This window comes from Radiobacillus sp. PE A8.2 (assembly GCF_045635475.1).
Lineage (GTDB): Bacteria > Bacillota > Bacilli > Bacillales > Amphibacillaceae > JBJGXI01.
Genome location: NZ_JBJGXI010000010.1, coordinates 89,940 through 115,723, shown reverse-complemented (window position 1 = coordinate 115,723; position 25,784 = coordinate 89,940). Strand labels below are relative to the sequence as shown.

The following is a 25,784-nucleotide window of genomic DNA, read 5'->3' as shown; positions in this document are numbered from 1 at the left end:
GTAGATTAAGTTTACCACATACTGACATTATTTGTATCGCTCATTTGTTGATTATAGTGAACATTTACAGAAAATAAATAACAGTGCCCTTTTATTTAAACTGACACATAAAATATCTAGTATCGCAAGCCCATCAGGGGTCACAGTGTGGATCCTTTAAAATGATTACCACTTGTCCCTGTCATTTCCCGATTTTATTATATTATGTAACTCAATTCTGACTTCCACAAAATCCCTGTATAGTAACCCATTATGATGCTAGTATTTACAACCAATGATCCTGATGTCTATAGGTAATACCGACAGCTTCAGAGGTATTCTTCTGCCTAAGTTAGAGATTGCAGCTCTATTCCATGAATCAATTACCACACCACCAATAGCCTGTGGCAAAAACCAACCCTACCACCCATACTTTTAATAGAAATTACCTAAATGTGTCAGATGTGACATGGTGCATCTATCTCGCTAGTTAGATAATTGTTGGTGAGAGGGAGATTGCTTTGGATAATCACGTGTTTGTGCGTAGAGTTGGTAAATACATCCGGAAAGCTCGGAAGCAGTGTGGCATGACGATGGAAGAAGCTGCATTCCAAGCTGGTATTAGTTATGAAACCCTTTCTAGAATTGAGCGTTCTGAAACGGATACGTATCATGCTACTATTAATAGATTGATCTTGGCATTAAAAATTGACGTACAAGATTTCCATGCATCGATCAATGATGGGCACAATAATTTCGATGAGCAACTAGATAGATAAGAAAACGCCAGACAAATCTGCATAGATCTCCATAACACACCTGCCTGCTCCCCCTTGTCATTTGCCCCACGAGATTCTCATACCTATTCTCTATTAACCACACCGAATACTTCTCACCACCATCCCCAAACAAAGGAGTTGTCCCACCACATGCCCGAAATTCGCCCCAACTACATGATCAATCCATCCACCATGGCCATACTGCCAGCCCGTGACATCAACTATGACACGATCATTTACGAAAGAGAAAGAACCCTGTACATCAGAAAAACACCTCTGCAGCTGATCAAACAAGCGTGCTTACAGTATGGTGCTAGCTATGATGGACGGCGAGCTGCGGTTATGCATTTGCTTGGTTCGAAAAAGAAAGTTCCGATTCCGATTAGTGTTTCTTCTGGCATTTATGCGTTTCCGACACAGTCGCCAAATCAGTTTGACTGCACTTGGATCTTCTACTCCCACGTTAGCCGCATCCGCGTGATTCGCCCGCTGTCCAACTCCAACTATCAAGCTTCGATTGTTTTCCAATCTGATCAATTTCTTGATATGAAAGAATCCTATTATCTACTGGAAAAACAAATGCACCGCACTGCGACGTGTATTTATCATTTCTCTTCAGCTGTTTAGAACGGTTAGTGATCCTACGAAAAAATCCCCGATATTAGAAAGGAAGTTCCCAAATGAACTATATTAAAGAAATCAACGCATTTTACCACCAAATTGAAATCAATCCACTTTCGCTACCTGCTAGCAATTTATGGCACTCGCTCATGCATATGAACAATAAAACGTGCTGGCAAGAAACATTCACCGTCGCGCAATCCGTGCTTTGCTATAAAGCGAATCTGACAGAAAGCACATTCAAGCGTGCACGAACGGAGCTAGTAGAAAAAGGATACATCACTTTTGAATCTCAACGAGGCAGACAAGCACCAATTTATCAGATGATCAGCCTGTATGCGATGATGGACCACAGCGGGGTTGACAATCCGGAATCCAATACGGACGACAATCTGGACCACAAAGTAGACGGCAACTTTGACCACAAACCGGACCCATTAATTAAAGAAAAAGAGATAGAAAAAGAAAAAAAGATAACAACAACAGACGCCCACGCGTTTTATCGTGACAATTATGGCGAAATCCGTGCTTACATGCAAAACGAGTTATCGAATTGGATCGCGAAGCTTGGTGATGAACTGGTCATTGAAGCGATGAAAAGGGCATTGGATCAAGGAAAGGAACACTGGGGATATGTGAAGTACATCTTGGAAATGTGGCTGAAACAAGGAATTACGACTGTGGAGGCAGCTAGACAGGAGCGAATTGCTTTTCGTACGCAACACAAATCGCAAAAGAAACAGAAAAAGGCAGCTTGGACTGGTAAAAAAGACGTTGTTCCAAGCTGGTTTGAAAAACGGGCTCAATCCGTAACCAGTAGTACCCCAGCAATATCAGCAACGTTGCCGGATATTAGCGAGGTGATGTTGAAATATCAGTCACGTATGGTGCAATGATTTGTTATAAGTCACAGTGACCACGTAAAATCATTAAATATAGTTCCGCCTTTCACGAGTATACCTTAATTGTGAATAACAAGAAGAATAACGTATCCATCTGGGCAGACAAATCCCTCATCGTGTCACTCGATGGAGTTAATATCACTGACCCCAATCCACAACAAATGTACTACACAGACAACAAACCAGTACCTAACACCAATATCCCAGGCCCATTCGACACATTATGACAAACTTCGGGAAGGTCGAGTAGGAGGGAACCTCTCTGCCCTAGGCAGATTGTGTTCCGCCCCCCCTCTCAGAACCGTGCGTGCAGTTTTCCTGCACACGGCTCTACCTATTACCCTTCACAGAATATACGTAATATGGTCTCTCAACTCATAGATACTTACTTTCACACTTGGTCTTGGAAGTGGAAATTTCTTTAGAAAAAGTACGAATTTCGTCCAATTAAAGGACTTCTTTTGGCTTCTTCGGTTTAACCACTTATAGAGTAGCCTTCTAATGCAATCACGAAATAAATCCACCGTTGGTGAATTATCAGTAATACAATAATAGTTGTAGTAGCCTATAAGTGATCTTCGAATTCTATCCATAATAAAGTCGGCACCTTTAGTTCTGTTTTCTTTTAACCACAATTTTGTTTTGCGTAGCTTCGCTCTCATTTTCTTTCTATCGGTTTTTCTTTTTACACGGAATTTCCCATTTTGGCTCTTACTACAATAATGAGTAAAACCCAGAAAATTAAAAGTAGGTGGTTTCTTCATTCCCTTTCTTTTACAATTTTCTTCTGCATATTTACCAAATGGAATGATACTAGTCTTGTTTTCCGCTATCTCAAGATTAAATTTCCTTAACCTTTGTTTAAGGTCACCGTAGAACTTATACGCATCTTGTTGGTTTTGAAAACAACATACAAAGTCATCTGCATAGCGTACGATGTACGCTTGCCCTTTACATTCTTTTCGCACTTTATGCTCAAACCATAAATCCAAAACATAATGAAGATAGACATTCGCAAGAATCGGAGAAGCTACACCACCCTGGGGAGTGCCGAATTCTCCTTTATAACGCTTTGCTTCCTCCATGTAGCCAGCTTTTAAGAATCTAGCTATAATTCTCAAAATACTAGGATCTTTAATTCGATGCTCTAAGAATTTCATCATCCAGTTATGATCTACATTGTCAAAGAAACCTTTAATATCTACATCTACGATGTAATTTGTGTATCTTTGTTCAATGTAAACATTAAGAATCTTTAAAGCATCATGACAATTTCTTTTAGGTCTAAAGCCAAACGAACAGTCTAGAAAATCATTCTCATAGATTGTATTAAGAATCTTAGCTAATCCCTTTTGAACAATCTTATCTTCGTGTTCCGGGATTCCCAATGGACGTTTCTTCTTTGAACCTGGTTTATCGATATAGGTTCGTCGAACCGGTTCAGGTCGATAGCTTAAAGTTTTCATCCTTTGTACTAGATTCTTAATGTTTTCATCTAGATTTTCACTATATGACTCTTTAGTAACACCTAATACACCTGTAGCTTTATTTCCAGGAAGTTCATGATGACATTGCTTTAGTGATTCCTCATTTAACAAGTGAGCCAACGATGTGAATTTCAATTTTGGTTGAGATTTTGCTAATTCTGCTATTCTTAGTAGTTTTGTTTCCATTATTATTCCCTACCTCTGTGTGTAGATAATGTTTCCCTAGTAAGATGATAATAGGGGGAGTACCTTCCCTCCACCAGAGTTACCTGGTATCTTTGGTACTATGTCTCCCTCCGACTTCCTATCAGGCATTTGGCTTCCTCACTTTGTATCGCTTGTACACCATACTCCTTACTTCTCGTAAGAAGACCGATAGGATCTCCCGAGTTGCCGTAACATATCAATGTCTAGCGTGCCATGGTCACCGACCCCGGAGAGGCTTTAACATACTCGCCATATCGCTTGTTAAAGTATTGCATTCTGGACTGTCAACAACATCTGCCCTCTCATTTGGTATTTCGAGGCTCAATCCCTTCAACCGTAGTTTACGGCCCACTATCTAACTGTTTACGCTTAAAGATAGGAGTTACCTCCCATCCTCCAAAACTCGCTACGAGTGGGTGGCTAGCCCTTACTCGGCGGGAACTCCACCCGCTATATGTTACGACCTAGGCTCGGTCGCTCTGACAGGCACCCATCTTCGCTAGTGACCTTTTGGTGGCTTGTATTCGTACTTAATATTAACAATATTAACACCAATTTTATCAAGTAAATTTTTCCATTCAGAATGTGAAGGTTCTGAATTTGAAAAAAGTATTAAAACAGAATTGGGATTTGTTCTATACGCAGAAGCGTAAAACGCAATTAAATTTTTCCAATACACTTCCTGAAATTTAACACTTGAAGAGTCCCCTTTTGTTCAGCATAAAAAATACCACATTATAAGTTATATTGTTCATGCAAATTCCTCCATTTTCATTTAAATAGAATCAATCTTATTCTTATTTAAATCGGCATTGCAAACATTATAGGGCGTATACGTGATGCCCGAACGTTAGCTTGACGCCTTATACAACCTATATTAAAGACAAGCTGTCCTAATCTTTTTTTATCTTTTTTATTAATTTTGCTGGATTTCCTCCAACGATTGAATGAGCTGAAACGTCTTTTGTTACAACAGAGCCAGAAGCTATTATTGCCCCATCACCTACATTTAATCCATCCATTAATATTGCTTTAGCTCCTATCCAAACCCCTTCCCCAATACTTGTTGGTTTAGGAATCGGCTTGGACCTGGGATTGTATCCATGACTGTGAGTAAAAACCATTACTCCTTCAGAGATTAATGTATTACAACCAATTCTCAATCCACCACTATAATCCAAATGTACATTACTATTCACTTGTACATTGTTTCCTATTAATAACGTACCTTCATTTATTTCCGAAAAAAGTATAGTATTATTACCGATTATACACTCGCTTCCTATAACGATATTATTAGAATTCGAAAATTTAACACCTTGTTTGATTATGGTGTTATAACCAATTTGCATATAGTTTTTCAATATTTTATTATAGATGGTTTCTCGCCCTTGGTATGCTTTAATTTTCACTTGTCTAATCATTTTTATTATTATAAATACAGTTTTCAAAATTAACACCTCTAAATGATTTTTTTCTCCATAATAAAAAAAAATTAATTATTTAGCTGCTTTTTTCATGAAAATATTTAGAAATAATATAATTGCTCCTATAATGAGCATTTTTCTAGCCGCCAAAAAGCAACAACTTATTTTAATATATATATTGTCTATTCAACTATTGTTATCCCTTTTAATAAAATAAAAAATAAATAAAGTATAAATAAAATAAAAAAGAGCTGAAGATACCATTAAGGCCGTTAGTATTGAATAAATTGATTGACTAAATAAAACCATAGAACCCCACCTTACACACAAGGAAACAATAACTAGAATTAACCCTATCTCTTGTCTTTTAATTATGGAGAAGGTGATACTAACCGGGGCATTAATTAGTCTAAAATAGTAACCGACCATTAATATCTGCATAAACACCCCTGCTTCTATCCATTCATCCCCTAACACAAGTTTCACTGCTACTTGTGCTGTTAGAAGAACGGTTAACAAAGGAAAAACACCAATTATAGCTAGCTTCTTCACAGTGTTTTTATAAGTAATTAACAGCTCATCCTTATTTTTCTGATAAGCATCTGAAGCTTCTTTATAGTAAACTTTTTGAAATGATTGCCCAATTATATTTAATGGAGTATTTAAAAGTCGCTCCGCTACCATATATATACCAACAGTTCCTGCTCCAAAATAAAAGGTTATCAATAAAACAGGCAATTGGAGAGAATATGTGTTTATAAATTCTAATGGCGAGTTAATAAATGCAAACTTTTTATACTTATTTAACACATTCTTTAAATTGTTTTTAGGTAGTTTGATTAAGTTAAGCCTTGACTTTCTAAAATTAAAAATAGTGATAATAATCTGACCCAGAATTTGGCTTATATATAATCCAAAAAAAGTGGGTTTTATTAAACCTACAGTAATCCCGCCTATATTTGAAATAATAGGTCTTATTATGCCATTACTAGATAATTGGCCAAACTTTTTTTGTCTAATTATAAGGTTGGCTGAGATTTGGTAAAGACCAGTAATAAAAATACCAATTATTATTAGTGGGGTGAAATCGTTTGCGTTTCCTACATTCAATAAGTTAAATAATTGTTGTCCAAATAACATAAATATAACTGAAAGAATTACTGTAGTGAATATTAATATTAACAAGGAAACAGATATTATTTTATTAGCATCCTCTTCTTGTTTAGGTAAAACAATAGCCATTTCATATTTAAATGAACTAATCGAAGCGAATAATGCTATAACTGAAACTATTATCTGGAAGTTACCAAATTCCTCGTGATTATATATTCGTGTTAATATTGGCAAAGTAGTAAAGGTAATTACTGCACCTAAAAGACTACCGGTAAACATTTTCGATATATTTTTATTATACTCAGACTTAAACATTTTCCCTCCGAATGCAAACAATTTCTTTACGATTAGTAATCTCGAATTTCTATATATTGATTTCCATTAAGGTTTGCATTTACTTTTATATATTACTTTTAATATGTTCTTGTTATTAATAACTCACTATTCTGTTTAACGAATTGAACTAAATAATTACAAATTCTTATCATTAATTCTACTTTATACTTTTTCAACTGTAAACTTTGTAGATAAATGTTGCTCGTTGGAATTTAATAGATAACCTATAATAAAAAAAAGTAAAAACGATACTTTCATAATAAAGTAAACATCCATAACAGTACATGAAATAGCGTAAATAATTAAATATGAATATACTATAAACTTATACCTTTTAACTACAATTCTTTTTGCTAAGAAAAATAGTATTATTATTAATGCAATAAAGGATGATAAGCCAATAATACCTGAAGAAAACATTATATTCATATATGAATTGTCTACTGATCCTGTAATTTTAACATAACTGATTCCTCTACCTACAATCATTATATATAAGTTTATCAGGTCATTGAATGAATAAACTTTTTCCCAAGCATGATCCCAAAGGATATACCGAGTGTTTAGTTGGTCGAAGGACAATTCTCTGCCTAAATTGTTTGCAGCGTAATATAACAACAGTATTGTACTCAAGATGCCAAGAAGTGTTCTAAATATTTTTTTTCCTAAAGAAATTCTTTCTGTATATATTATTCTTGCAAATATTAATACACAAAATAATATCACAGATGTTCTACTTTGCGAACACAGTACAATATAGCTTGTTAATATTAAAGAAATAATAACAAGTGGTTTTTTTATGCTACTAAAAAATAGTAAGAACGCTGACAATAATAAAGAAAAAACACCCAATTCATTTGGATTCCCAATAGTTCCAATTGCTTGATAACGATTACCGTAACTTATATATTGTAAATATTCTATACCCTTATCTCCTGCAAATACAGTATAAGTTTTTAATCCAAAGCTTGTACCAGCCATCTGCATAAAGACCACAATAAATTGAATAATTAGTAATACAAATAAAACTTTCTCTATTGATTCGCCCCTGACTTTTTTTGAATAGTATTGCCCTAGTATATATGCTAATAACGGAAATATGATTCCGATAGAAGTCTTTATACCATACATAAGACTTAAGTTGTTTAATGGTAATTGTAAAATATTTATAAAAATAACCCATACAATAAAAACAACATAAATCATCGGTATGCTAATATTTACTTTATTCAACAAAATGAAGCCAACAGAAATTCCTAATAAATAATAGGGAATATATGAATTTATTCCTACACTAGGATATATGGACATAAAAATCATTAGTGCATAAATGAATTTACTTCCTCTAAATCCTTCATGGTACTTTTTAGGTGTATTATTATAATCGTAAGGTATATAGATTTTGTTCATTATCAAAAATCCTTCCAAAAATATTAACACATTATACTTTTAATAAACTCGTATAAATATAATAATATTTCTCTGCAATACTTTCCCAAGTAAAATCTTTTATTATACTTTTGTAGCCGTTAATCTTTAAGGATCGAATTTTATTCTGATCATTTAATAATATTGTTAATAACTCTTGAAGAGATTCTGTGGAATTCTTTTTCATATAAAGAATTTCTTTGTCATGTTCAAATAATCCATAAACACCTGTGTCTTCAACTGCTATTACTGCATTGCTACTCGCTAAAGCTTCAATATAAACTCTTCCGAATGATTCAGACTCACTTGGCAAAACAAAAATATCACTCGCCTTTAAATGTTCTATTACTTCATTATGTTTTAAATTCCCTAAAAAGTTACACTTGACCCCGTGAGCAATAGATTTTAAATAATCATATTCAGGTCCATCTCCAATAATATTTAGAATATAATCTTTGTCTTTAATATTTTTCAAGGCATTTATAAGTATATCTATTTTTTTCCCCGGATTAAGTTTGCATACTGTAGTAATGCGGATTTTCTTATTAACATCAGGATAAAAATGAAGATTGTTTTGTTCAATACCATGAGTTATAATTTTGATATCTTTATTCGTAAACTTTTCTAACTTATTTTTATTTACAACATTTGTTGTTAATAATACACTAGCGTTATTAAGAATTCTTTGTCCAATTGTGCGTAAAATAAGTTTATTGAAAATATTTGTTTCGTCTCTAACCGTTAAAACATAGGGTATATTGTACTTTTTGTAGAGATAGTAAGAAATATAACCATCTAAAAGCAAAAAATGTGCATGAGTACACGTGTAGTTTTTATTTCCCAATGCACGGAATTTACTTTTCTTTAATAAAATGCTGAGAACAAAACTTAAAGTTGATAATTTACTTTTCGGAAACATAATTTGTCTGATAACGCAAATTCTATTACCTTCTATATAATATTCATTAGGCATATTATAATAATATGCCCATTTCTCATTAAACTTTGACAGTAATTTATTCGAAGAGTTTGTCACCTTTACAAACTCTGTATCTAAACCCAACTTCTCTAGATATTTATTCAAAACAATTAAAAAATCATTTTCTATTAACTTATAACCATTTTTCCCTTCAGGAAAAGGCAGTATTGTTGCAATATTCAAAACCTTTATTTTCATCATTAATTCACCTATATCTTTATTTATGACGTCTGAAATGTATTTTTTACAAGCCTATTCTTTATAAGCTCCAATAATTATATCCACTAAAAGTAATTTCTTCTTTATTGAGTATATTCTTAACATCAACAATAACTTTCAAATTATTATCAAAGTCCCCAAACAACTCGTTTATCTCTTCCAAATTCAAATCCCTAAACTGATCATGTGCGACTGCAAACACGAGACAATCAGCATCCTTAACTCTATTTAAATCCACCAATTCTATACCATATTCATTTTTAACATCATCGGTATTTGCTTCTGGATCAACTACTATCGGATCTATACCATATTCATTTAATCCCTTGATAATATCAATTACTTTAGAGTTTCTTATATCAGGGCAATTTTCCTTAAAAGTAACACCAAGAATAACTACCTTTGCCTGCTTTACAACCTTATTCGATAATATTAATTTTTTAATGATTGAGTCTACAACAAACTCGCCCATCCCATCATTGATTTTCCTACCAGAGAGAATTATCTGACTGTGATAACCTAATCTTTCAGCTTCATACAAAAAATAATAAGGATCGACACCTATACAGTGCCCCCCAACAAGACCTGGATAGAAATTTAAGGCATTCCACTTTGTATTCATTGCTTCTACAACTTCATTTGTATCAATATCCATACGATCAAAGACCATGGCAAGTTCATTCATAAATGCAATATTGATATCCCGTTGACTATTTTCAACTACTTTTGCTGCTTCAGCAACTTTAATAGAACTAGCTTTATACACACCTGCTTTAATTACTAATTTATATACATTAGCTATCTCATTTAAAGTATCATTATCTATACCAGATACAATCTTAGTAATACGTTCAAGTGTATTTACCTTATCACCAGGGTTAATACGCTCTGGGGAGTATCCTACTTTGAAATCCAATCCACATTTCAGACCTGATTCTTTTTCTAGAATAGGGATACACACATCTTCTGTTACACCTGGATAAACAGTAGACTCATATACAACTATCGAGCCTTTTGTTAGATTCTTTCCTATAATAGAACTAGCACCTTCTACTGGAGATAGGTCTGGAGTTTTATCCTTATTTATAGGTGTAGGAACAGCAATTATATGGAATTTTGCATGTTTAATCTTTGTCTCGTCAGAAGTGAAGTCTATTGTGGTTTTCTTAATTACTTCATCACCTACTTCATTTAGAGGATCAATGCCAGATTTATATATTTCTATCTTTTTTTCATTTAAATCAAACCCTATTACATTAACTTTTTTAGCAAATGCAACCGCCAAAGGCATTCCAACGTATCCTAATCCTACAACGGAAATCTTTTCATCTTTATTCAGTAACTTTTTGTATAAACTCATAATTAAATACCTCCATACTATGATAAACTTTTCAAAGCGATTTTCTTATATGAAAATTCTTCCATCCCTTTTGTTTCAGATACATACTTCATATTATTATATAATTTAGAATTATTTTTAATATCAATAATTAATTCTTTCATTTCTGAAACAGAGTCTTGGTATAAAAACTTACAATTCCCGCCTAAATCTATATGTGTAAACCCCTTCATCCACTTAAAGACGGTTGGTATTCCTAATCCTACGACTTGCTCCCAAAAGACTGAATGTAGACCAGGAAATACAACCAAATCTGCTGCATTAAAGAGTTTGTAGGTGTCTTTTGGATTAATCCAACCAATATATATCACATTTTCAGAAAGTAAACTATTAAATTCATCTTCATATTTAGGACTAACTGAGCCAAAAATTATTAATTTTAAATTGCAATTATTAATCTCATTTATTGCTCTCATTAAAAGCATAATTTGTGTTTTATTATCGTCTACCTTTCCACCAGTTATTATTAAAAAATCATTTTCTGTAATCCCGTTATTCTTACGAATAGCATGTTTAGAATTTGATTTTTTTGCTTCTTCAACTTTTTCATCATCTGCTCCCATCACTAGAAGTTCAACTTTACTTTTCGGTAGTTTATACATGTCAACAAGAAAATCGACTCGTGCTGGAAGTACTCCGTAATATTTTTTAACATATGGTTCAATCATTTGTGCATATTTTTTCCAAATGACCTTATGCAATAAATTTTTGGAGAGCCAATTTCTTCCGCTATTAAAAACATCTGCATGATTGTCCACATAAACTTTTACGTGTGGATTACTTTTAACATATTTTACAATGTATTTTATATCAATAAATTGGCATCCATGAATAAAAACTATATCTGGACTTTGACAATAAATTGCTTTTTTAATTCCTTTAAACCTTTTAAATTTGTTATTGAAATTATTTTTTCCTTTCATTTGTAATCGAATTATTCTAACATCATCATTATTGATATAGTCATTTTTATTAGTGAGTGCTAGATTTCCAGAATTATTAAAAATCCAATTAGAAGTAATAATTGTTACTTCGTTACCTAATTTTTTGTGATACTTTGTTATTAAATTATCTTGATAATTCCAGTTATCCGTCACTGGACCACACAAACACACATGTAATATTTTCATTTAATAGCTCACCTTGTAGTTGAATTAAATATTTTTTTCATATACAACTAAATAATCACCAAATCTAACTTTATTGTAATAAAATTGTTTAGAACGCTTAATACAAAAATACGCAAAATTTTGCTTACCTATTTTTTTAGTCCTAACTATTATATTTTTTAATTCGTCCAAATCCCCTTTTTGAATTACAAAACCACAACTTCCATCAACAACTTCAGAACTACCACCTGTATCAAATGTAATAACAGGTGTCCCACAGGCCAAAGCTTCCAAATTAGTAGTTGGAAAATTATCTTCTAATGTAGGATTTAAAAATACATTAGAAGCTGTATATATTTCTGCTAGTTCTTTAGCACTGTTTGTTCTAGTTATACCTATAATATTGGATGGTAAGCTTCTTTTTTGCTTCTCATTTAGACCGACTAATACTATTACTTCATCCTCGCTTAGTCTTTCAGATAACAGTTTAAAGTACTCAAATCCTTTTCTCTTTTCCCAAATACTCGCTACTCCGAGTATTATAAATTTACCCTCGAGACTGTTATTTTTTCTAAAATCACTAGGTGTTGGCTTGAACACGTCTAAATCAATTCCATTGTTTATTACTTTAACTTGATACTCTTTCAAAAAGGATTGCTGTACTAAACCTGCTAGCCATTTAGATGGTGTAACAATGGTTAGATCCTTAACTCCAGTAAAAGCTTTCCTTTTCCTCTCATAATTCTGCTTTGATTTACTAATAAATAGACTTGCAGGATAACTCCTTTTTTGAATACATATATGGTTTCCCTCTACCTTCCAGCATTCACAACCAGAGTAATCAAAATAAGCGCAATGTCCTGTAAATGGCCAGCAATCATGCAATGTCCAAACCACAGGCTTATTAGCTTCTTTTAAATATTCAAACAGCATCTCAACATTGATATAATACCCGTGAATATTATGCAAATGGATCACATCAGGGTTAAGTTTCTTTATCTTAGCAATAAAATGTTTTGTGGCCTTTTTTGATCCAAATCCATGTTGATCAAAAAACCTCGTTTTAGCAACATGGGTGTAATTATCAAATTTAGTACCTATTTTAATTGCTGTATCAGAGTTATTCGGCAAACCTCTGCCATAGGCTATATAACTTTCGTGTCCATCTTCCTTTAAAATAGCCTCTATGTCGGTCGCTATCCTTCCAGTACTGCCTGTTCCGCATACTGTATTTATTTGTAATACTCTCATTATAGTTCACCTAGATCCAATACGTATTTATAAAAAACACCTATCAATCGCATTAAAGAATAATTTTCGCTTTTGTCATTTGAAAGTGTTCTAACACCTCATCCCATTCAAAATACAACCTAGTAAAATCTTCATCACTTATCCCAATACCAGTCTGGACTTCAATAAATTCCAGATTTGATATAGCACGAATACAGTGCTTCTTCCCTCTTGGAAGATGAATAATATCTCCAGCTTTTACTCTAGTTAAATGATCATCCAAAGCAAGTTCCCCTTCACCTTTTACAATCGTCCAAACTTCATCTCTTATATTATGATAATGATAACTAGAATTCTTGCCTTCATTAATACAAATACGTTTAGTCACCATTTCTTGACCATCATCATACGTTGCATAATCCAATACTCTGGACCATCCCCAAACCCGCTCCTCGTACATTGGTGGATGGTTGAAGTCTTTGATCAGTTCTTTTACCTTTGGACTTGACACTTTGTCTGTAACTAAGATCCCATCAGGGCTAACTGCTACCACAGAGTCTTTAATTCCCAGAATTGTAACAGGTATTTCTAACTCATTTACCAGGTGAGTATTATTAGAGTCCTCAGATATAATACCTTTCCCTATTTGTTTAGTAGCCATTTCTTCCGTTAATGTATTCCAAGTTCCAAGGTCTTTCCAATCACCATTGTAGGGTAAGGCTACAATCTTTTTTGCCTTTTCAACAACTTCATAATCAAAACTAATTTTAGGTAGTGTCGAGAATTGATTAAGCAATTCATCATATTGAATAGGTAAACCTTTTTCTATTAAAATATCAATAATGTATCTTAATTTGAATGCAAACACTCCACAGTTCCAAAGCCCACTCATCTCAATTAATACCTGGGCTCTTTCTTCACTTGGTTTTTCGGTAAAATGACTAACAGTTAGATAGGACTGGTACCCCTCTTCGGCTTCAGGAATAATATATCCATATTTCGAAGAGGGATAGGTTGGGGTTACCCCAATTAGAGCTAAATCTGATTCACTACCCACAAGCACACTTTCGAGTTCTTTTACTTTTTCAAAGAAACTATTTTCCACAAACGGATCAACTGGAAGAACTGAGATAACTTCTTCTTCCGATACACCTTGAATTGAATAAAGATAGGATGCTGCTAAAGCGATAGCAGGAAATGTGTCTCGTCGTTCAGGTTCAATAATCAAAGGTACATTTAGTCCTATCTGACTCTGAATCATATCTATTTGCATTTTAGAGGTAGCTATTACAGCATGATTTGAAAGGTTAACAGCTTCTAACTGTCCCCAGACTCTTTGGACCATCGATTGTTTCTCTCCGTTGACTCCTTCCAATACTTTAAGAAATTGTTTGGATCGGGTATCATTTGATAACGGCCAAAGCCTTTTACCAGAACCACCTGATAGTAAAACTAATTTCATTTAAACTTCCCCCCTCTTCATGTTCTTAGTTATTAATCAAACGATTTTTTTATACGATCTTCTTTTTTAACCTTTTTCATATCCGCTTGAACCATAATTCGAATGAGATCTTCAAATGGTGTATTAGTAGGATTCCAGCCTAGTAACGTCTTAGCCTTTATTGGATCACCAAGTAATTGATCAACCTCTGCTGGTCGGAAGAATTTAGGATCAACTTCAACAATCACGTCTCCTGTTTTCTTGTTAATCCCTTTTTCTTCAATTCCCTCACCAGACCACTCTATTTCAATACCAACATATTTGAATGCTAAGTCAACAAACTCACGTACTGTATGCATCTCTCCAGTTGCAATAACGAAATCTTCAGGTTTGTCATGTTGAAGCATTAACCACATACACTCAACATAATCTTTTGCATATCCCCAATCACGTAAAGAATTTAAATTACCCAAAGTTAATTTCTCTTGTTTATTTTGTGCGATTCTTGCTGCTGCAAGAGTAATTTTACGAGTAACAAATGTTTCACCACGACGCTCTGACTCATGATTAAATAGAATCCCATTTACTGCAAACATGTTATATGATTCACGATAATTCTTTGTAATCCAAAAACCATACATTTTTGCAACTCCATAAGGGGAACGAGGGTAGAAAGGTGTAGTTTCCTTTTGTGGAACCTCTTGAACTTTTCCATATAATTCTGAAGTTGATGCTTGGTAAACACGTGTTTTATCGGTCAATCCTAATATACGAACTGCTTCAAGGATATTAAGCGTACCAGCAGCATCAACACTTTGAGTATATTCGGGCATATCAAAAGATACACGCACATGTGATTGTGCAGCTAAGTTATAAATCTCATCTGGCTGGGTTTCACTAATAACACGGACAACATTTGATGTATCTGTTACATCTCCGTAGTGTAAGATGAACTTATCATTATTTATTAGGTTTTCTAAACGCTCCTGGTTGTACGAAGAGCTGCGACGGATAACACCATGCACCTCATAACCTTTCTCTAATAAAAGTTCAGCTAAATAGGAACCATCTTGTCCCGTAACACCTGTGATCAATGCTCTTTTCATAATTTCCTCCTGAATACTTAATCGATTTCTACATTTTTACTGCTTCTATATTATCTTTGAACCACTTATATGTTTCTTCCAGGCCTTCATCTAAACTAGTTTTAGCGTGCCATCCTAATTCATTAATTTTAGTAACATCAACTAACTTTCTAGGTGTACCATCAGGTTTCGAGGTATCATAAACAATTTCACCATCAAAACTAACTATTTGTCTAATCTTCGCTGCCAAATCTTTTATAGCGATATCTTCCCCAATACCTATATTGACAATTTCATTGTCCGAATAGTTCTCCATAAGAAATATACACGCATCTGATAAATCGTCAGTATGCAAAAACTCTCTTTTAGGTGATCCCGTTCCCCAAAGCTCTACCTGATCTTTTCCAGATACTTTAGCTTCATGAAACTTCCTTATAAGAGCTGGTAGTACATGTGACGTTTCTAAATCAAAGTTGTCATTTGGTCCATACAAATTCGTCGGCATAGCAGAAATAAAATTCGTTCCATATTGTCTGTTGTATGACTCGCACATTTTGATCCCAGCAATTTTCGCAATCGCGTAGGCTTCATTTGTAGGCTCTAGTTCTCCAGTAAGTAAATACTCTTCCTTTAGTGGTTGTTTCGCTAATTTAGGGTATATACACGTACTTCCTAAAAAGAGGAGCTTTTTAACATTATTTTTATAAGCAGCATCAATGACATTTGTCTGTATTAGGATGTTATCTCTAATAAAATCTGCTGGATAATCATTGTTTGCAACAATTCCACCAACTTTAGCAGCTGCCAAGAATACATATTCGATGTTTTCATTCTCAAAAAAATCATAGACTTGATTTGAATTCTTTAAATCTAATTCAGCACTAGTTTTATATACTAGATTGGTATAACCCTTTTCATGTAATTTATTTAAGATTGCTGAACCCACTAAACCTCTATGTCCAGCAACATATATTCTGGAGTTTTTATTCATTTCATCTCTCCTCTTAGTAGAAATATATTTCACATTTTTTATATAAAGATTAGGAGAACTAGATTTATACCTTGATAAATTCCTTTAATTTTAATCCTTTATACCCAAGGTATTTTAACAAATTAAATTTTCCACCATTATCTTTAAAAGCTTGTCTCATTTCTTTAGTTATTATATACGTACTCTTGAGACCGCTACTACTTACTCCACCTTGTCTCATGATAACCATAGACCTATTAATAAACTTTGATTTTATTCTATTCTTTTCTAAGAATCTATACATTAGTTCTACATCTGCCGCAATTTTAAAATCTGTTCTGTACAACCCGTACTTTATATAACTATCTTTTCTACAATAAAAGGTTGGATGAGCAGGTGTCCAACTTTTCTCAAATAACCCAGATTCAAAATCTCTTGATGTCCATCTTCTTGTTACCTTCTTACTCAAAGGATCTATATACTTTAAATTACCGTAAATGCAATCAATATCGTCCTCTTTAAATGCTGTTGCAATATCTTTAACTACATCATTGTCATTATAATAATCATCAGAATTCAAGATTCCAATAACGTCTCCAGTAGAAAGTTGTATGCCTTTATTTATTGCATCATAGATGCCATTATCTTTTTCTGAAATCCATTTATATTCAATTCCATTTTTCACAAAATTAGTTTCACTGCTCTTAATAATTTGTAAAGTTTCATCACTAGATTTTCCATCGACTATTATATATTCAATCTTATCGTAAGTCTGTCTATACACAGATTCCATTGTATCTTTTATTGTTCTAGAGCTATTATATGAAACGGTAATTATAGATATTTTCAATGAAATTCCCCCCAATGCAAGTGGACTTTATCAATCTTATTTTTCTGTCGCGACAATCGTATCCCTTAAATTCCTGCTTCGATAATCTTCTTTATACTTACTCATGTTTTTCTCATAAACCAAATTACCAAACACTTTATTAATTAACCCCACTTTTCTAGCCATAACTCTTAGGACTGGATTAAAAATTTTGGTAAGTATTATCCTTTTCCCATGAGTTTCAGCGATTAGCTGCACCATTTCACTTGTCTTAACATACTCACTATTTTGCGGAAAGAACAAACCACTCTCTTCATTATCAATCATTAGTCTTATAAACTCACAAAGATTATCTATATGAAGCATACTTCGTTGATTATTAATGTTTGGAAAGATTGGAAGCTTCTGGGCAGCCTTGGCAAGCTTAGGATAATTCCCTTTGGAACCTTTCCCGTAAATCATTGGTGGTCTAACAATAACCACCTTAAATTTATCGCTGTTCAAAGGGCTTATCCCTTCTTCTGCAAGAAGCTTACTATTACCGTAAAAGTTACTCGGATTTGGTACTGTATTTTTATCAATTATTCTTTTACTACTGCTACTATCACCATAAACAATAATACTACTCATAAAAATGAATTGCTTCACACCCGCACTCTTGGCTTTCTCAGCAACCTCAATTGTAAGATCGCGATTCACTTTATAATACATATCTTCCATCTTTGGGTCTGAAGATACATGCGCTATCCCTGCCACATGAAAGACAACATCATATTGCGTAAAACCCTTTATCTTCCAAGAGTCTTCTCTCATAGTAATTGTATCGATAGAGTAGTCCTCAGAATAATTTACCAACCAGCTCTTTAGACTCTTTCCTATAAAACTATTTTCACCAGTTATCAATATCTTTTTCATTTTGACATGTACTCCTTACTACTAGCAACTTCCTTCTTCGATCCAGTCCCACCTTCAACAACCCCATCACTTTTAACAACACTTAAAATTGTCCCCAAAAAGCATTTAACATCCATCCAAAGGCTTATTTTCTCAATATACTCCCCATCCAACTTCGACTTCACTTCAATGGGAAGCTCATCTCTACCATTTATCTGTGCCCATCCTGTCAATCCTGGTGGTACGTCATTTGCACTATATTTATCTCTTTCTTCGATTAAGTCATACTGATTCCACAGTGCAGGTCTTGGACCAATAATACTCATCTCTCCAACAAAGATATTCCAGATCTGCGGGAGTTCGTCTAATGAAGTTTTTCTCATAAACTTTCCAACCTTAGTAATGTATTGTCCAGGATTATCCAAGAGATGTGTTGGTGTGTCCTTTGGAGTATCTATTCTCATCGTACGAAATTTCAACATATTGAAATGGGTCTTATGGATACCAACACGTTTCTGTTTGAACAATACCGGTCCTCTAGAATCTAACTTAATAATTATAATAAGGATTAAATAAATAGGAGACAAAGTTAATAACCCTATTAATGAAAGAACAATATCTATTAGTCTTTTTATTTTTAAATACATATTCGCTACTCTCCCCAAAAATTTTTTAGTAGTTTAGTACTTAATTAGAATTCACACTCTTTCCAACCAACTACTAAACTACTAACTACTACATTGCTTCTAAATGGCATACCCACCTCGTAATATCTATTCAATCTAGCAACCCAAATACGAAATAGATATTCAGTCCATAATCACTTCAAACCGAGTTTCATCTATTATATATACCATTCAATCAATCTATAAATCTCACTAAAAACACTTCACCCCCTTATCCCGCAAGGTTTCAAACGTTCAATCTAACCACGATAGTCAGTTCCAAAACACCATTCAATCAAAAATTAATAATTCTAAAATCAAACAACGGGAACCAGCTACTAAACCAGCCTCCAAAAACCTTCTAGTCACCTAATTCATTCCCTACAAATAAGAAAACTCCATCACTATTTTCTTCACCATCATCAGGTTGTTCCTTAACAAAGTGCACACTACACTTAACCTTACCTGCAGCATACGTAATAACCCCATGTTCAGGACAAATTTCCTCATCCCAAAAATCTTGCATATACCGTAGTAAACATCGCTTCTGTCGGAACTAACTCTTCATTCGAAAGATATGTTTGATACAATCTTTCAACCTCAATCACAATCGCATCACAAACATCTTCTCGAGAGTCTGCAATAATAGTTCCCATAGCCGGAATAGATATTGCATCTATAATACCCAAAATGGTAATTACATCATGCAATTCCGCCAAAGTAAATCCATTCTAATTCATTAACCTATCTCTTACTAATTCTGCTGAACTCCTGATGAAATGAACAAAACGATTATTATTCATAATCATCTTCCTTCACCAATCATCATCTAACCTATGAATAACCAACACCCATAAACAGCAAAGGGCTCGCAAGAGCCCCTCACACCATCCCCTTGACAACAAACGCGTCTAAGGTAAACCTACTAGCCCACCCACAAAATAGCCGAGTGCCTTCGTTGATAAAGGTAAGAAGACATCACCTAAAACAAATATAGACTTCGAAGAACTACCAAAACCTCAAACAACCCAAGAAATCGCAAGATTTCCCAATAAACAACCACACAAAAAAACATCTAACTAACTCAACCCTAAAACCACTAACCTTCCAAAACCTTTAAAACTTCATCCAACCTCACACCTAATTCACGACCCCTGCACCAACAATTCCCGCTCCGCATAAACAATCCCCATCAAACAATCCTTCAATTCAACAGCATCATACCCATTAAACCGATCAATCAACTCGACTAACCTGCGTGAGTCAACCTCAACCGTTCGACCAACATAAATCTTCTCATACACCTCACCAGGCAGAACCTCATCCTCACCTAGCAATTCCTCATACATCTTCTCCCCAGGACGAATCCCAGAAAAACGAATCGGAATCTCATCTTCCGTATAACCAGATAACTTAATAAGATTCCTAGCCAAATCAACAATCCTCACCGGCTCACCCATATCTAATACGAATATTTCTCCACCTTTAGCCAACGTCCCAGCCTGAATTACAAGCCTTGATGCTTCCGGTATAGTCATAAAATACCTAGTCATTTCCGGATCCGTTACCGTAACCGGACCCCCACCCGCAATCTGCTTCTTAAACAACGGAATAACACTACCACGACTACCAAGCACATTACCAAATCGGACCGCAACGAATTTTGTCTTACTATGCTGCGCTAAATCTTGAATAACCATCTCAGCCACACGCTTCGTCGCACCCATCACATTCGTTGGGTTAACAGCCTTGTCCGTAGACACAAGTACGAACGTGCTAATGCCAGCAGCATCTGCAGCTTCAGCGACATTTTTCGTCCCAATTATATTGTTCTTCACTGCTTCATGTGGGTTGTATTCCATCAATGGAACATGCTTATGTGCCGCTGCATGATAAATAATCGCTGGTTGGTGCGCTTTTACGACATCAAACATCCGCTTCCGATCCTGCACGTCCCCAATTACCGGAACAATTTCAATATCAGCATGTCCATATTGCTCGCGAAGTTCCATATCAATCGTATAAATACTAAACTCCCCGTGCCCAACAAGCACAATCTTCCGAGGACCAAAGTGCATCAACTGCCGACAAATTTCCGAACCAATCGATCCACCAGCACCAGTAACCATTACCGTATTATTAGTCACATAATCTGAAATCGCGTTAATATCCAACTCAACCGGCTCGCGCCCAAGTACATCTTCGACCTCGACATTTTTTAACGTACTTACAGACACTTTTCCTGACATAATGTCTTCGATTTTCGGAATCATTTGTACCTTCGCTCTCGTTTCATTACACTTGGTTACAATCTTTGTTAGTTCACCATTACGAAGTGACGGAATAGCAATCACAATATGCTCAATATCTAAATTTTCGACAACGAGTGGAATGTCTTCCACTCCACCGGCAACCGGCAAATTATATACTTGCATTTTTTGTTTCGACACATCATCATCAACAAAAGCAACTGGGTATAATTCCGCATTTTTTTGTTCGTTTCGCATTTGCCTAGCAACCATCGCTCCAGCTGCACCAGCACCAACAATTAACGTTCGCTTCTGCTTACCACCTTTGACTATGTAGTGATCGCGAAAAATCCGCCACATAAAACGTGAGCCACCAACCAAAATAATATGTAGCATCCACGTAACCAGAAGCGCTCTTCTATAAATCGAAAAATCATTAAATAAATACATTACAACCCCTGCCGCGATCACCGATAACGTAACCGCTTGGACGATAGCTACCAGCTCACCGACACTAGCATAAGACCACACTTTGTTATACAGCTTGTAAACAAAAGCAAATAAATGATGAAATAATAAAAGTGCTACCGCACTGACGATGATCGCATCCAAGCGACCAACATTCGTGTGCGGATATACAATCCATGATGCAATAAAAATAGCTGTACTAACAATTAACGAATCAAGCAAGATTAACGACGTAAGTCTTCTTCGAAATGTCATTATCTTACTACACCCCTCTCCTTCACAATCCTAGGTAATTTTAGTATCACTTCTGTGATATAGGTTTAGTGTTTTGCTTCTTGGGGTAATAACTCTCTAAGCATCTTTTCAACTTCCGAACCAATCTCTTCATTTTTCAAAGCAAATTCGATCGTAGTTCTAACAAACCCTAGTTTTTCGCCAACATCATATCGTTTTCCTTCAAAGTCATATGCATATACAGGTTGCATTTGATTCAATTCTTGAATCGCATCCGTCAACTGGATCTCACCACCAGCACCAACTTCTTGTTTCGATAAGAATTGGAATATCTCTGGTGTAAATACATAACGTCCCATAATCGCTAAGTTAGAAGGTGCTGTTCCTGGCGCAGGTTTCTCCACGAAGCTATTCACCTGATAACGACGACCTTCAATCGTGTTTGGATCAACGATTCCATAACGATGCGTTTGATCATCCGCTACTTGTTGTACACCAATTACTGAAGAACCTGTTTCTTCATACTGATCAATTAATTGCTTTAAACAAGGAACTTCACTTTCAACAATGTCATCACCAAGAAGCACTGCAAACGGTTCATCCCCGATAAAATTACGTGCGCACCATACCGCATGACCTAAGCCTTTTGGTTCTTTTTGTCTAATATAATGAATATCTGCTAGATTAGAAGAGTGTTGTACTCTTGCTAATAATTCTAGTTTTCCCTTTTCAGCAAGATTTCTTTCTAGTTCGGGGGCTGCATCAAAATGATCCTCAATTGCACGCTTCCCTTTACCAGTAACGATTATAATATCTTCAATCCCTGCTGCAACTGCTTCTTCAACGATATATTGAATCGTTGGCTTGTCTACAATCGGCAAGATTTCTTTCGGCATTGCTTTTGTTGCCGGCAAGAATCGTGTCCCTAACCCCGCTGCAGGAATAATTGCCTTTCTTACTTTCTTCATATAAACCCTCCGTAATAGACACATAGTATATATTTATAATTTCTTAGAATAACCCAAGTATCTTCTTTCGCTTAATGTGCTTCGGTATATCACCAATCACCGTTTCTCCGCTTATGAGTAATTCACAGTTTTCCATAAAAAAGTAACTCAACGCACTTCCATATTTACTTTCAATTTCATCATAAGCTTCTCTTAAGTAAAATGGGCGACTCGTCGTGTTGTGTGCATCAGACGAAATAAAGTGAACCAAATTTGCTTCGATTAGTTGTTCCGATAGCGTCTGGATTTTCTTTCCTAACTTCCCACAAACAGCACTGGCTGTAAGCTGCGTTAACGCACCATTTTTCACAAATCGATATAGCGCTTCTGGTCGTTCCATAATTTCTGCATTTCGTTCTGGATGAACAAGTATTGGCGTAAAGCCTTTAATTTGAAGATCAAATAGTAATTCATAGGTGTATCTCGGAATATGGTCGAATGGTAGTTCAACAAACAAATAACCACTTGTTTCATTAAGAGGTAATAAGATGTCTTCTTCCAAATCATCGGACATTTCTCCATTAATCCTTGGTTCTTGTCCCGGAAGAATTGTTACATCTATGTCTGCGGATTGTAATTGCTCATTTAATTTTTTTACTTTTCGCAAAATTTCTTGCTTACTATTCTCGTAAGTACCATTGTTATGATGTGGTGTAGCAATAATGGTATGTATGCCTTGTTCGGATGCCAGTTTTGCCATCGCTAAGCTATCCTCTATTGTTTTTGCTCCATCATCCACACCCGGTAATATATGACAGTGTATATCGATCATCAAAATCACATCCCAATAAAATTCCCTATTAAAACACAAGATAAACCTTACTTTTGTTGAACAAACAACAATAATGTAGTAAACCAATTCTTATAGAATATTCAATTTGATAAAATCTTCCGATAATTATCTTCCCTTAATTACCTTGTCACATCTTCATCACGATTCATTTATAACAGAAATAAGTGACAAATCATATATATCGAAAGGTATAGTAAACGCTTTCTGTTGCGTGTTTTCATTATATTGAACAATAAATCCCTTGAACATCCACCCAAGGGATTTATTGTTCATTATTTATTGCCGTAATAATAGTAGTAATTAGATTTCTTTTGATCACGATCATTCAGAATCGTACCTATTAATTTAGCTTTAGCTGGTAATAATAAATCCTTCGCCTTCTGCGCCGTATCATATTCGGTTTGTTTACTGCGTATCACCATGATTGAAGCATCACAGATATTAGCTAATACTTGTGGATCAGCTACCGCTAAAACTGGCGGCGTATCAAAGATGACCAGGTCATACTGTTCATTTGCTTGTTGTAATAAGCTCTCCATCATTTTTGAGCCAAGTAATTCAGATGGATTAGGAGGAATCGGTCCACATGTAAGTACGTCTAAATTATCTATTCCAGTTTGTCGAGCTGTATCCTCTAATTGACTATCACCTACTAATATATTGCTTAATCCAGACCGGTTGTCTAAACGGAATAAATATTGCAACGTCGGTTTACGCATATCCGCATCAACCAGTAATACTTTCTTACCTTGCTGTGCAAATACAATTGCAAGGTTTGCTGTAACCGTTGATTTCCCTTCATTCGGCCCAGCCGAGGTAACCATAAGTGACATTAGATCCTTGTCAACAAAGGAGAATTGAATATTCGTTCTCACCGTACGGTATTGCTCTGATATAACTGATTTTGGGCTTAACTTTGTAACCAATGCACTTAAGCTAGGCTTAGACAGACTTTTTCTTCTCGCCATCAAGGACACCTCTCCCTCTCATCGATCGCGCCGATTTAAATTGATCCTCAGTAATTATCCCTTTATCATCGACATGGGAGATTACTCCAAGCACTGGTAAACCTAAGCGCTTGTCTATATCCGATTCAGCTTTAATCGTGTTATCCAAGTATTCTAATAGGAAGGCTAAACCTATACCAACCATTGCACCTAACACGATTGCAATTGCAATGTTCATCATTGGATTTGGATTGACAGGGTTAGGATTAGGTTCTGCCTCTGTAAGGATATTGACGTTATCTACGCCGTTCATCAAATCAGGAACTTCTTCCTTAAATATGGTAAATATCGTATTTGCTATGTTTGCAGCAGCCTCTGGATCAGTATCCCTAACTGACACCGTTACAACCGTTGCACCTTCAGGACTTCCAACACTGATATTTCCAGCGCTAATTGGCATCTCTAACTCTTCCGAAACCAACTCTAATATATACTGACTTTTAATGATAGAATTATAAGTAGTAATTAACTCGACACTTGTACGAATTTGGTTAATATCAATTGCCTGATTTTGGCCAGATGGCGTCTCTTGATTCACAATAAACTGTGAACTAGATTGATAGGTTGGTGTTATGAGAAAGTAACTTACCACTGCTCCCGCAGCCCCCGCTATAACTACCAATGAAACTATTAATAAAAACCGCTTTTTTAATACTTCAAATATCTCTTTTAAGGAAATCGTCTCTTCCATCCCTGTACCTCCGTATACAATACTTTCTATAAAAAAACTAATTATTCGTGAATTTTTTGAACGCAAAATAAATTATAACATATAATGTGATGAAAAATGATGGAAATTGTTAACTAATTGGAAATTTTGTCATTGTGACTTTATTAAGTATTAATATGACTTTTGTTATATGGAAGAATTTAAATGAAGAATGAATTTTATCTTGTTCATTATAACTTGTAAAAAAAGCCTAAGCA

The 25,784-nt window shown here is 34.9% G+C and carries 23 protein-coding genes and 1 pseudogene; 3 read left to right on the top strand and 21 right to left on the bottom strand.

Going from position 1 to position 25,784, the window contains the following annotated elements; all coding sequences use genetic code 11:
- Positions 1 to 518 precede the first annotated feature (518 nt).
- The 3 genes from ACI6MV_RS07810 to ACI6MV_RS07800 all read left to right on the top strand — a co-directional run bounded on the left by ACI6MV_RS07810 (position 519) and on the right by ACI6MV_RS07800 (position 2,275).
- Positions 519 to 758, top strand: coding sequence for a helix-turn-helix domain-containing protein (locus tag ACI6MV_RS07810; RefSeq protein WP_407269721.1), 240 nt, complete (start codon positions 519 to 521; stop codon positions 756 to 758).
- A 150-nt stretch (positions 759 to 908) separates the two neighbouring features.
- The gene (locus tag ACI6MV_RS07805; protein WP_407269720.1) at positions 909 to 1,385 is read left to right on the top strand and encodes a competence protein ComK; all 477 of its coding nucleotides are present in this window, start codon (positions 909 to 911) and stop codon (positions 1,383 to 1,385) included.
- 53 nt (positions 1,386 to 1,438) lie between these two features.
- Entirely contained in the window at positions 1,439 to 2,275 is an 837-nt protein-coding gene (locus ACI6MV_RS07800; RefSeq protein WP_407269719.1) for a DnaD domain-containing protein, read from the top strand.
- Positions 2,276 to 2,625: 350 nt separating this feature from the next.
- Here ACI6MV_RS07800 and ltrA read toward each other — a convergent pair whose 3' ends face one another.
- From ltrA to ACI6MV_RS07695, 21 genes and pseudogenes are all read right to left on the bottom strand, one after another.
- Positions 2,626 to 3,954 carry a group II intron reverse transcriptase/maturase gene (gene ltrA, locus ACI6MV_RS07795; RefSeq protein ID WP_407269718.1) on the bottom strand — a complete coding sequence of 443 codons (1,329 nt, stop codon included), beginning with the start codon at positions 3,952 to 3,954 and terminating at the stop codon, positions 2,626 to 2,628.
- Between the two features lie 932 nt (positions 3,955 to 4,886).
- Positions 4,887 to 5,042: pseudogene (locus ACI6MV_RS07790) on the bottom strand (DapH/DapD/GlmU-related protein); the annotation flags it as partial.
- Between the two features lie 546 nt (positions 5,043 to 5,588).
- The gene (locus tag ACI6MV_RS07785; protein ID WP_407269717.1) at positions 5,589 to 6,830 is read right to left on the bottom strand and encodes an oligosaccharide flippase family protein; all 1,242 of its coding nucleotides are present in this window, start codon (positions 6,828 to 6,830) and stop codon (positions 5,589 to 5,591) included.
- Between the two features lie 183 nt (positions 6,831 to 7,013).
- On the bottom strand, positions 7,014 to 8,261 hold the full coding sequence (locus ACI6MV_RS07780) for an O-antigen ligase family protein (RefSeq protein ID WP_407269716.1): 1,248 nt from the start codon (positions 8,259 to 8,261) through the stop codon (positions 7,014 to 7,016).
- Between the two features lie 31 nt (positions 8,262 to 8,292).
- Positions 8,293 to 9,456, bottom strand: coding sequence for a glycosyltransferase family 4 protein (locus tag ACI6MV_RS07775; RefSeq protein WP_407269715.1), 1,164 nt, complete (start codon positions 9,454 to 9,456; stop codon positions 8,293 to 8,295).
- Between the two features lie 61 nt (positions 9,457 to 9,517).
- On the bottom strand, positions 9,518 to 10,837 hold the full coding sequence (locus tag ACI6MV_RS07770) for a nucleotide sugar dehydrogenase (RefSeq protein ID WP_407269714.1): 1,320 nt from the start codon (positions 10,835 to 10,837) through the stop codon (positions 9,518 to 9,520).
- A gap of 17 nt (positions 10,838 to 10,854) precedes the next feature.
- Positions 10,855 to 12,006: a glycosyltransferase gene (locus tag ACI6MV_RS07765; protein ID WP_407269713.1), complete on the bottom strand. Its 1,152-nt coding sequence runs from the start codon at positions 12,004 to 12,006 to the stop codon at positions 10,855 to 10,857.
- A gap of 24 nt (positions 12,007 to 12,030) precedes the next feature.
- Positions 12,031 to 13,236, bottom strand: coding sequence for a glycosyltransferase (locus ACI6MV_RS07760; RefSeq protein WP_407269712.1), 1,206 nt, complete (start codon positions 13,234 to 13,236; stop codon positions 12,031 to 12,033).
- A gap of 52 nt (positions 13,237 to 13,288) precedes the next feature.
- Positions 13,289 to 14,677: a sugar phosphate nucleotidyltransferase gene (locus tag ACI6MV_RS07755; RefSeq protein ID WP_407269711.1), complete on the bottom strand. Its 1,389-nt coding sequence runs from the start codon at positions 14,675 to 14,677 to the stop codon at positions 13,289 to 13,291.
- Positions 14,678 to 14,709: 32 nt separating this feature from the next.
- On the bottom strand, positions 14,710 to 15,762 hold the full coding sequence (gene gmd / locus ACI6MV_RS07750) for a GDP-mannose 4,6-dehydratase (protein WP_407269710.1): 1,053 nt from the start codon (positions 15,760 to 15,762) through the stop codon (positions 14,710 to 14,712).
- Positions 15,763 to 15,790: 28 nt separating this feature from the next.
- Positions 15,791 to 16,732, bottom strand: a complete 942-nt coding sequence (gene fcl, locus ACI6MV_RS07745) for a GDP-L-fucose synthase (RefSeq protein WP_407269709.1) — start codon at positions 16,730 to 16,732, stop codon at positions 15,791 to 15,793.
- A 64-nt stretch (positions 16,733 to 16,796) separates the two neighbouring features.
- Positions 16,797 to 17,561, bottom strand: coding sequence for a glycosyltransferase family 2 protein (locus ACI6MV_RS07740; protein WP_407269708.1), 765 nt, complete (start codon positions 17,559 to 17,561; stop codon positions 16,797 to 16,799).
- Between the two features lie 36 nt (positions 17,562 to 17,597).
- A complete protein-coding gene (locus ACI6MV_RS07735) occupies positions 17,598 to 18,455 on the bottom strand; it encodes an NAD-dependent epimerase/dehydratase family protein (protein ID WP_407269707.1) in 858 nt (285 codons plus the stop codon).
- Positions 18,452 to 19,081, bottom strand: a complete 630-nt coding sequence (locus ACI6MV_RS07730) for a sugar transferase (RefSeq protein WP_407269706.1) — start codon at positions 19,079 to 19,081, stop codon at positions 18,452 to 18,454. Before ACI6MV_RS07730 ends, ACI6MV_RS07735 begins: the two co-directional genes overlap by 4 nt.
- A gap of 379 nt (positions 19,082 to 19,460) precedes the next feature.
- Positions 19,461 to 19,625 carry a hypothetical protein gene (locus tag ACI6MV_RS07725; protein ID WP_407269705.1) on the bottom strand — a complete coding sequence of 55 codons (165 nt, stop codon included), beginning with the start codon at positions 19,623 to 19,625 and terminating at the stop codon, positions 19,461 to 19,463.
- Positions 19,606 to 19,818 (bottom strand): hypothetical protein, encoded by a 213-nt coding sequence (locus ACI6MV_RS07720; RefSeq protein WP_407269704.1) that lies wholly within the window; start codon positions 19,816 to 19,818, stop codon positions 19,606 to 19,608. Before ACI6MV_RS07720 ends, ACI6MV_RS07725 begins: the two co-directional genes overlap by 20 nt.
- A gap of 426 nt (positions 19,819 to 20,244) precedes the next feature.
- Positions 20,245 to 22,071 carry a polysaccharide biosynthesis protein gene (locus tag ACI6MV_RS07715; protein WP_407269703.1) on the bottom strand — a complete coding sequence of 609 codons (1,827 nt, stop codon included), beginning with the start codon at positions 22,069 to 22,071 and terminating at the stop codon, positions 20,245 to 20,247.
- Positions 22,072 to 22,136: 65 nt separating this feature from the next.
- The gene (gene galU / locus ACI6MV_RS07710; RefSeq protein WP_407269702.1) at positions 22,137 to 23,018 is read right to left on the bottom strand and encodes a UTP--glucose-1-phosphate uridylyltransferase GalU; all 882 of its coding nucleotides are present in this window, start codon (positions 23,016 to 23,018) and stop codon (positions 22,137 to 22,139) included.
- Positions 23,019 to 23,061: 43 nt separating this feature from the next.
- Positions 23,062 to 23,829, bottom strand: a complete 768-nt coding sequence (locus tag ACI6MV_RS07705; RefSeq protein ID WP_407269701.1) for a tyrosine-protein phosphatase — start codon at positions 23,827 to 23,829, stop codon at positions 23,062 to 23,064.
- Positions 23,830 to 24,122: 293 nt separating this feature from the next.
- Positions 24,123 to 24,818, bottom strand: coding sequence for a CpsD/CapB family tyrosine-protein kinase (locus tag ACI6MV_RS07700; RefSeq protein WP_407269700.1), 696 nt, complete (start codon positions 24,816 to 24,818; stop codon positions 24,123 to 24,125).
- The gene (locus ACI6MV_RS07695; protein WP_407269699.1) at positions 24,793 to 25,548 is read right to left on the bottom strand and encodes a YveK family protein; all 756 of its coding nucleotides are present in this window, start codon (positions 25,546 to 25,548) and stop codon (positions 24,793 to 24,795) included. Before ACI6MV_RS07695 ends, ACI6MV_RS07700 begins: the two co-directional genes overlap by 26 nt.
- Positions 25,549 to 25,784: the final 236 nt, after the last annotated feature.

Excerpts from the sequence above, each read along its gene's own strand:
- ACI6MV_RS07805 (WP_407269720.1), top strand. The coding sequence starts at position 909 with ATGCCCGAAATTCGCCCCAACTACATGATCAATCCATCCACCATGGCC.
- ACI6MV_RS07800 (WP_407269719.1), top strand. The coding sequence starts at position 1,439 with ATGAACTATATTAAAGAAATCAACGCATTTTACCACCAAATTGAAATC.
- ltrA (WP_407269718.1), bottom strand. The coding sequence starts at position 3,954 with ATGGAAACAAAACTACTAAGAATAGCAGAATTAGCAAAATCTCAACCA.
- ACI6MV_RS07785 (WP_407269717.1), bottom strand. The coding sequence starts at position 6,830 with ATGTTTAAGTCTGAGTATAATAAAAATATATCGAAAATGTTTACCGGT.
- ACI6MV_RS07780 (WP_407269716.1), bottom strand. The coding sequence starts at position 8,261 with ATGAACAAAATCTATATACCTTACGATTATAATAATACACCTAAAAAG.
- ACI6MV_RS07775 (WP_407269715.1), bottom strand. The coding sequence starts at position 9,456 with ATGAAAATAAAGGTTTTGAATATTGCAACAATACTGCCTTTTCCTGAA.
- ACI6MV_RS07770 (WP_407269714.1), bottom strand. The coding sequence starts at position 10,837 with ATGAGTTTATACAAAAAGTTACTGAATAAAGATGAAAAGATTTCCGTT.
- ACI6MV_RS07765 (WP_407269713.1), bottom strand. The coding sequence starts at position 12,006 with ATGAAAATATTACATGTGTGTTTGTGTGGTCCAGTGACGGATAACTGG.
- ACI6MV_RS07760 (WP_407269712.1), bottom strand. The coding sequence starts at position 13,236 with ATGAGAGTATTACAAATAAATACAGTATGCGGAACAGGCAGTACTGGA.
- ACI6MV_RS07755 (WP_407269711.1), bottom strand. The coding sequence starts at position 14,677 with ATGAAATTAGTTTTACTATCAGGTGGTTCTGGTAAAAGGCTTTGGCCG.
- gmd (WP_407269710.1), bottom strand. The coding sequence starts at position 15,762 with ATGAAAAGAGCATTGATCACAGGTGTTACGGGACAAGATGGTTCCTAT.
- fcl (WP_407269709.1), bottom strand. The coding sequence starts at position 16,732 with ATGAATAAAAACTCCAGAATATATGTTGCTGGACATAGAGGTTTAGTG.
- ACI6MV_RS07735 (WP_407269707.1), bottom strand. The coding sequence starts at position 18,455 with ATGAAAAAGATATTGATAACTGGTGAAAATAGTTTTATAGGAAAGAGT.
- ACI6MV_RS07730 (WP_407269706.1), bottom strand. The coding sequence starts at position 19,081 with ATGTATTTAAAAATAAAAAGACTAATAGATATTGTTCTTTCATTAATA.
- ACI6MV_RS07725 (WP_407269705.1), bottom strand. The coding sequence starts at position 19,625 with ATGCAAGATTTTTGGGATGAGGAAATTTGTCCTGAACATGGGGTTATT.
- ACI6MV_RS07715 (WP_407269703.1), bottom strand. The coding sequence starts at position 22,071 with ATGACATTTCGAAGAAGACTTACGTCGTTAATCTTGCTTGATTCGTTA.
- galU (WP_407269702.1), bottom strand. The coding sequence starts at position 23,018 with ATGAAGAAAGTAAGAAAGGCAATTATTCCTGCAGCGGGGTTAGGGACA.
- ACI6MV_RS07705 (WP_407269701.1), bottom strand. The coding sequence starts at position 23,829 with ATGATCGATATACACTGTCATATATTACCGGGTGTGGATGATGGAGCA.
- ACI6MV_RS07700 (WP_407269700.1), bottom strand. The coding sequence starts at position 24,818 with ATGGCGAGAAGAAAAAGTCTGTCTAAGCCTAGCTTAAGTGCATTGGTT.
- ACI6MV_RS07695 (WP_407269699.1), bottom strand. The coding sequence starts at position 25,548 with ATGGAAGAGACGATTTCCTTAAAAGAGATATTTGAAGTATTAAAAAAG.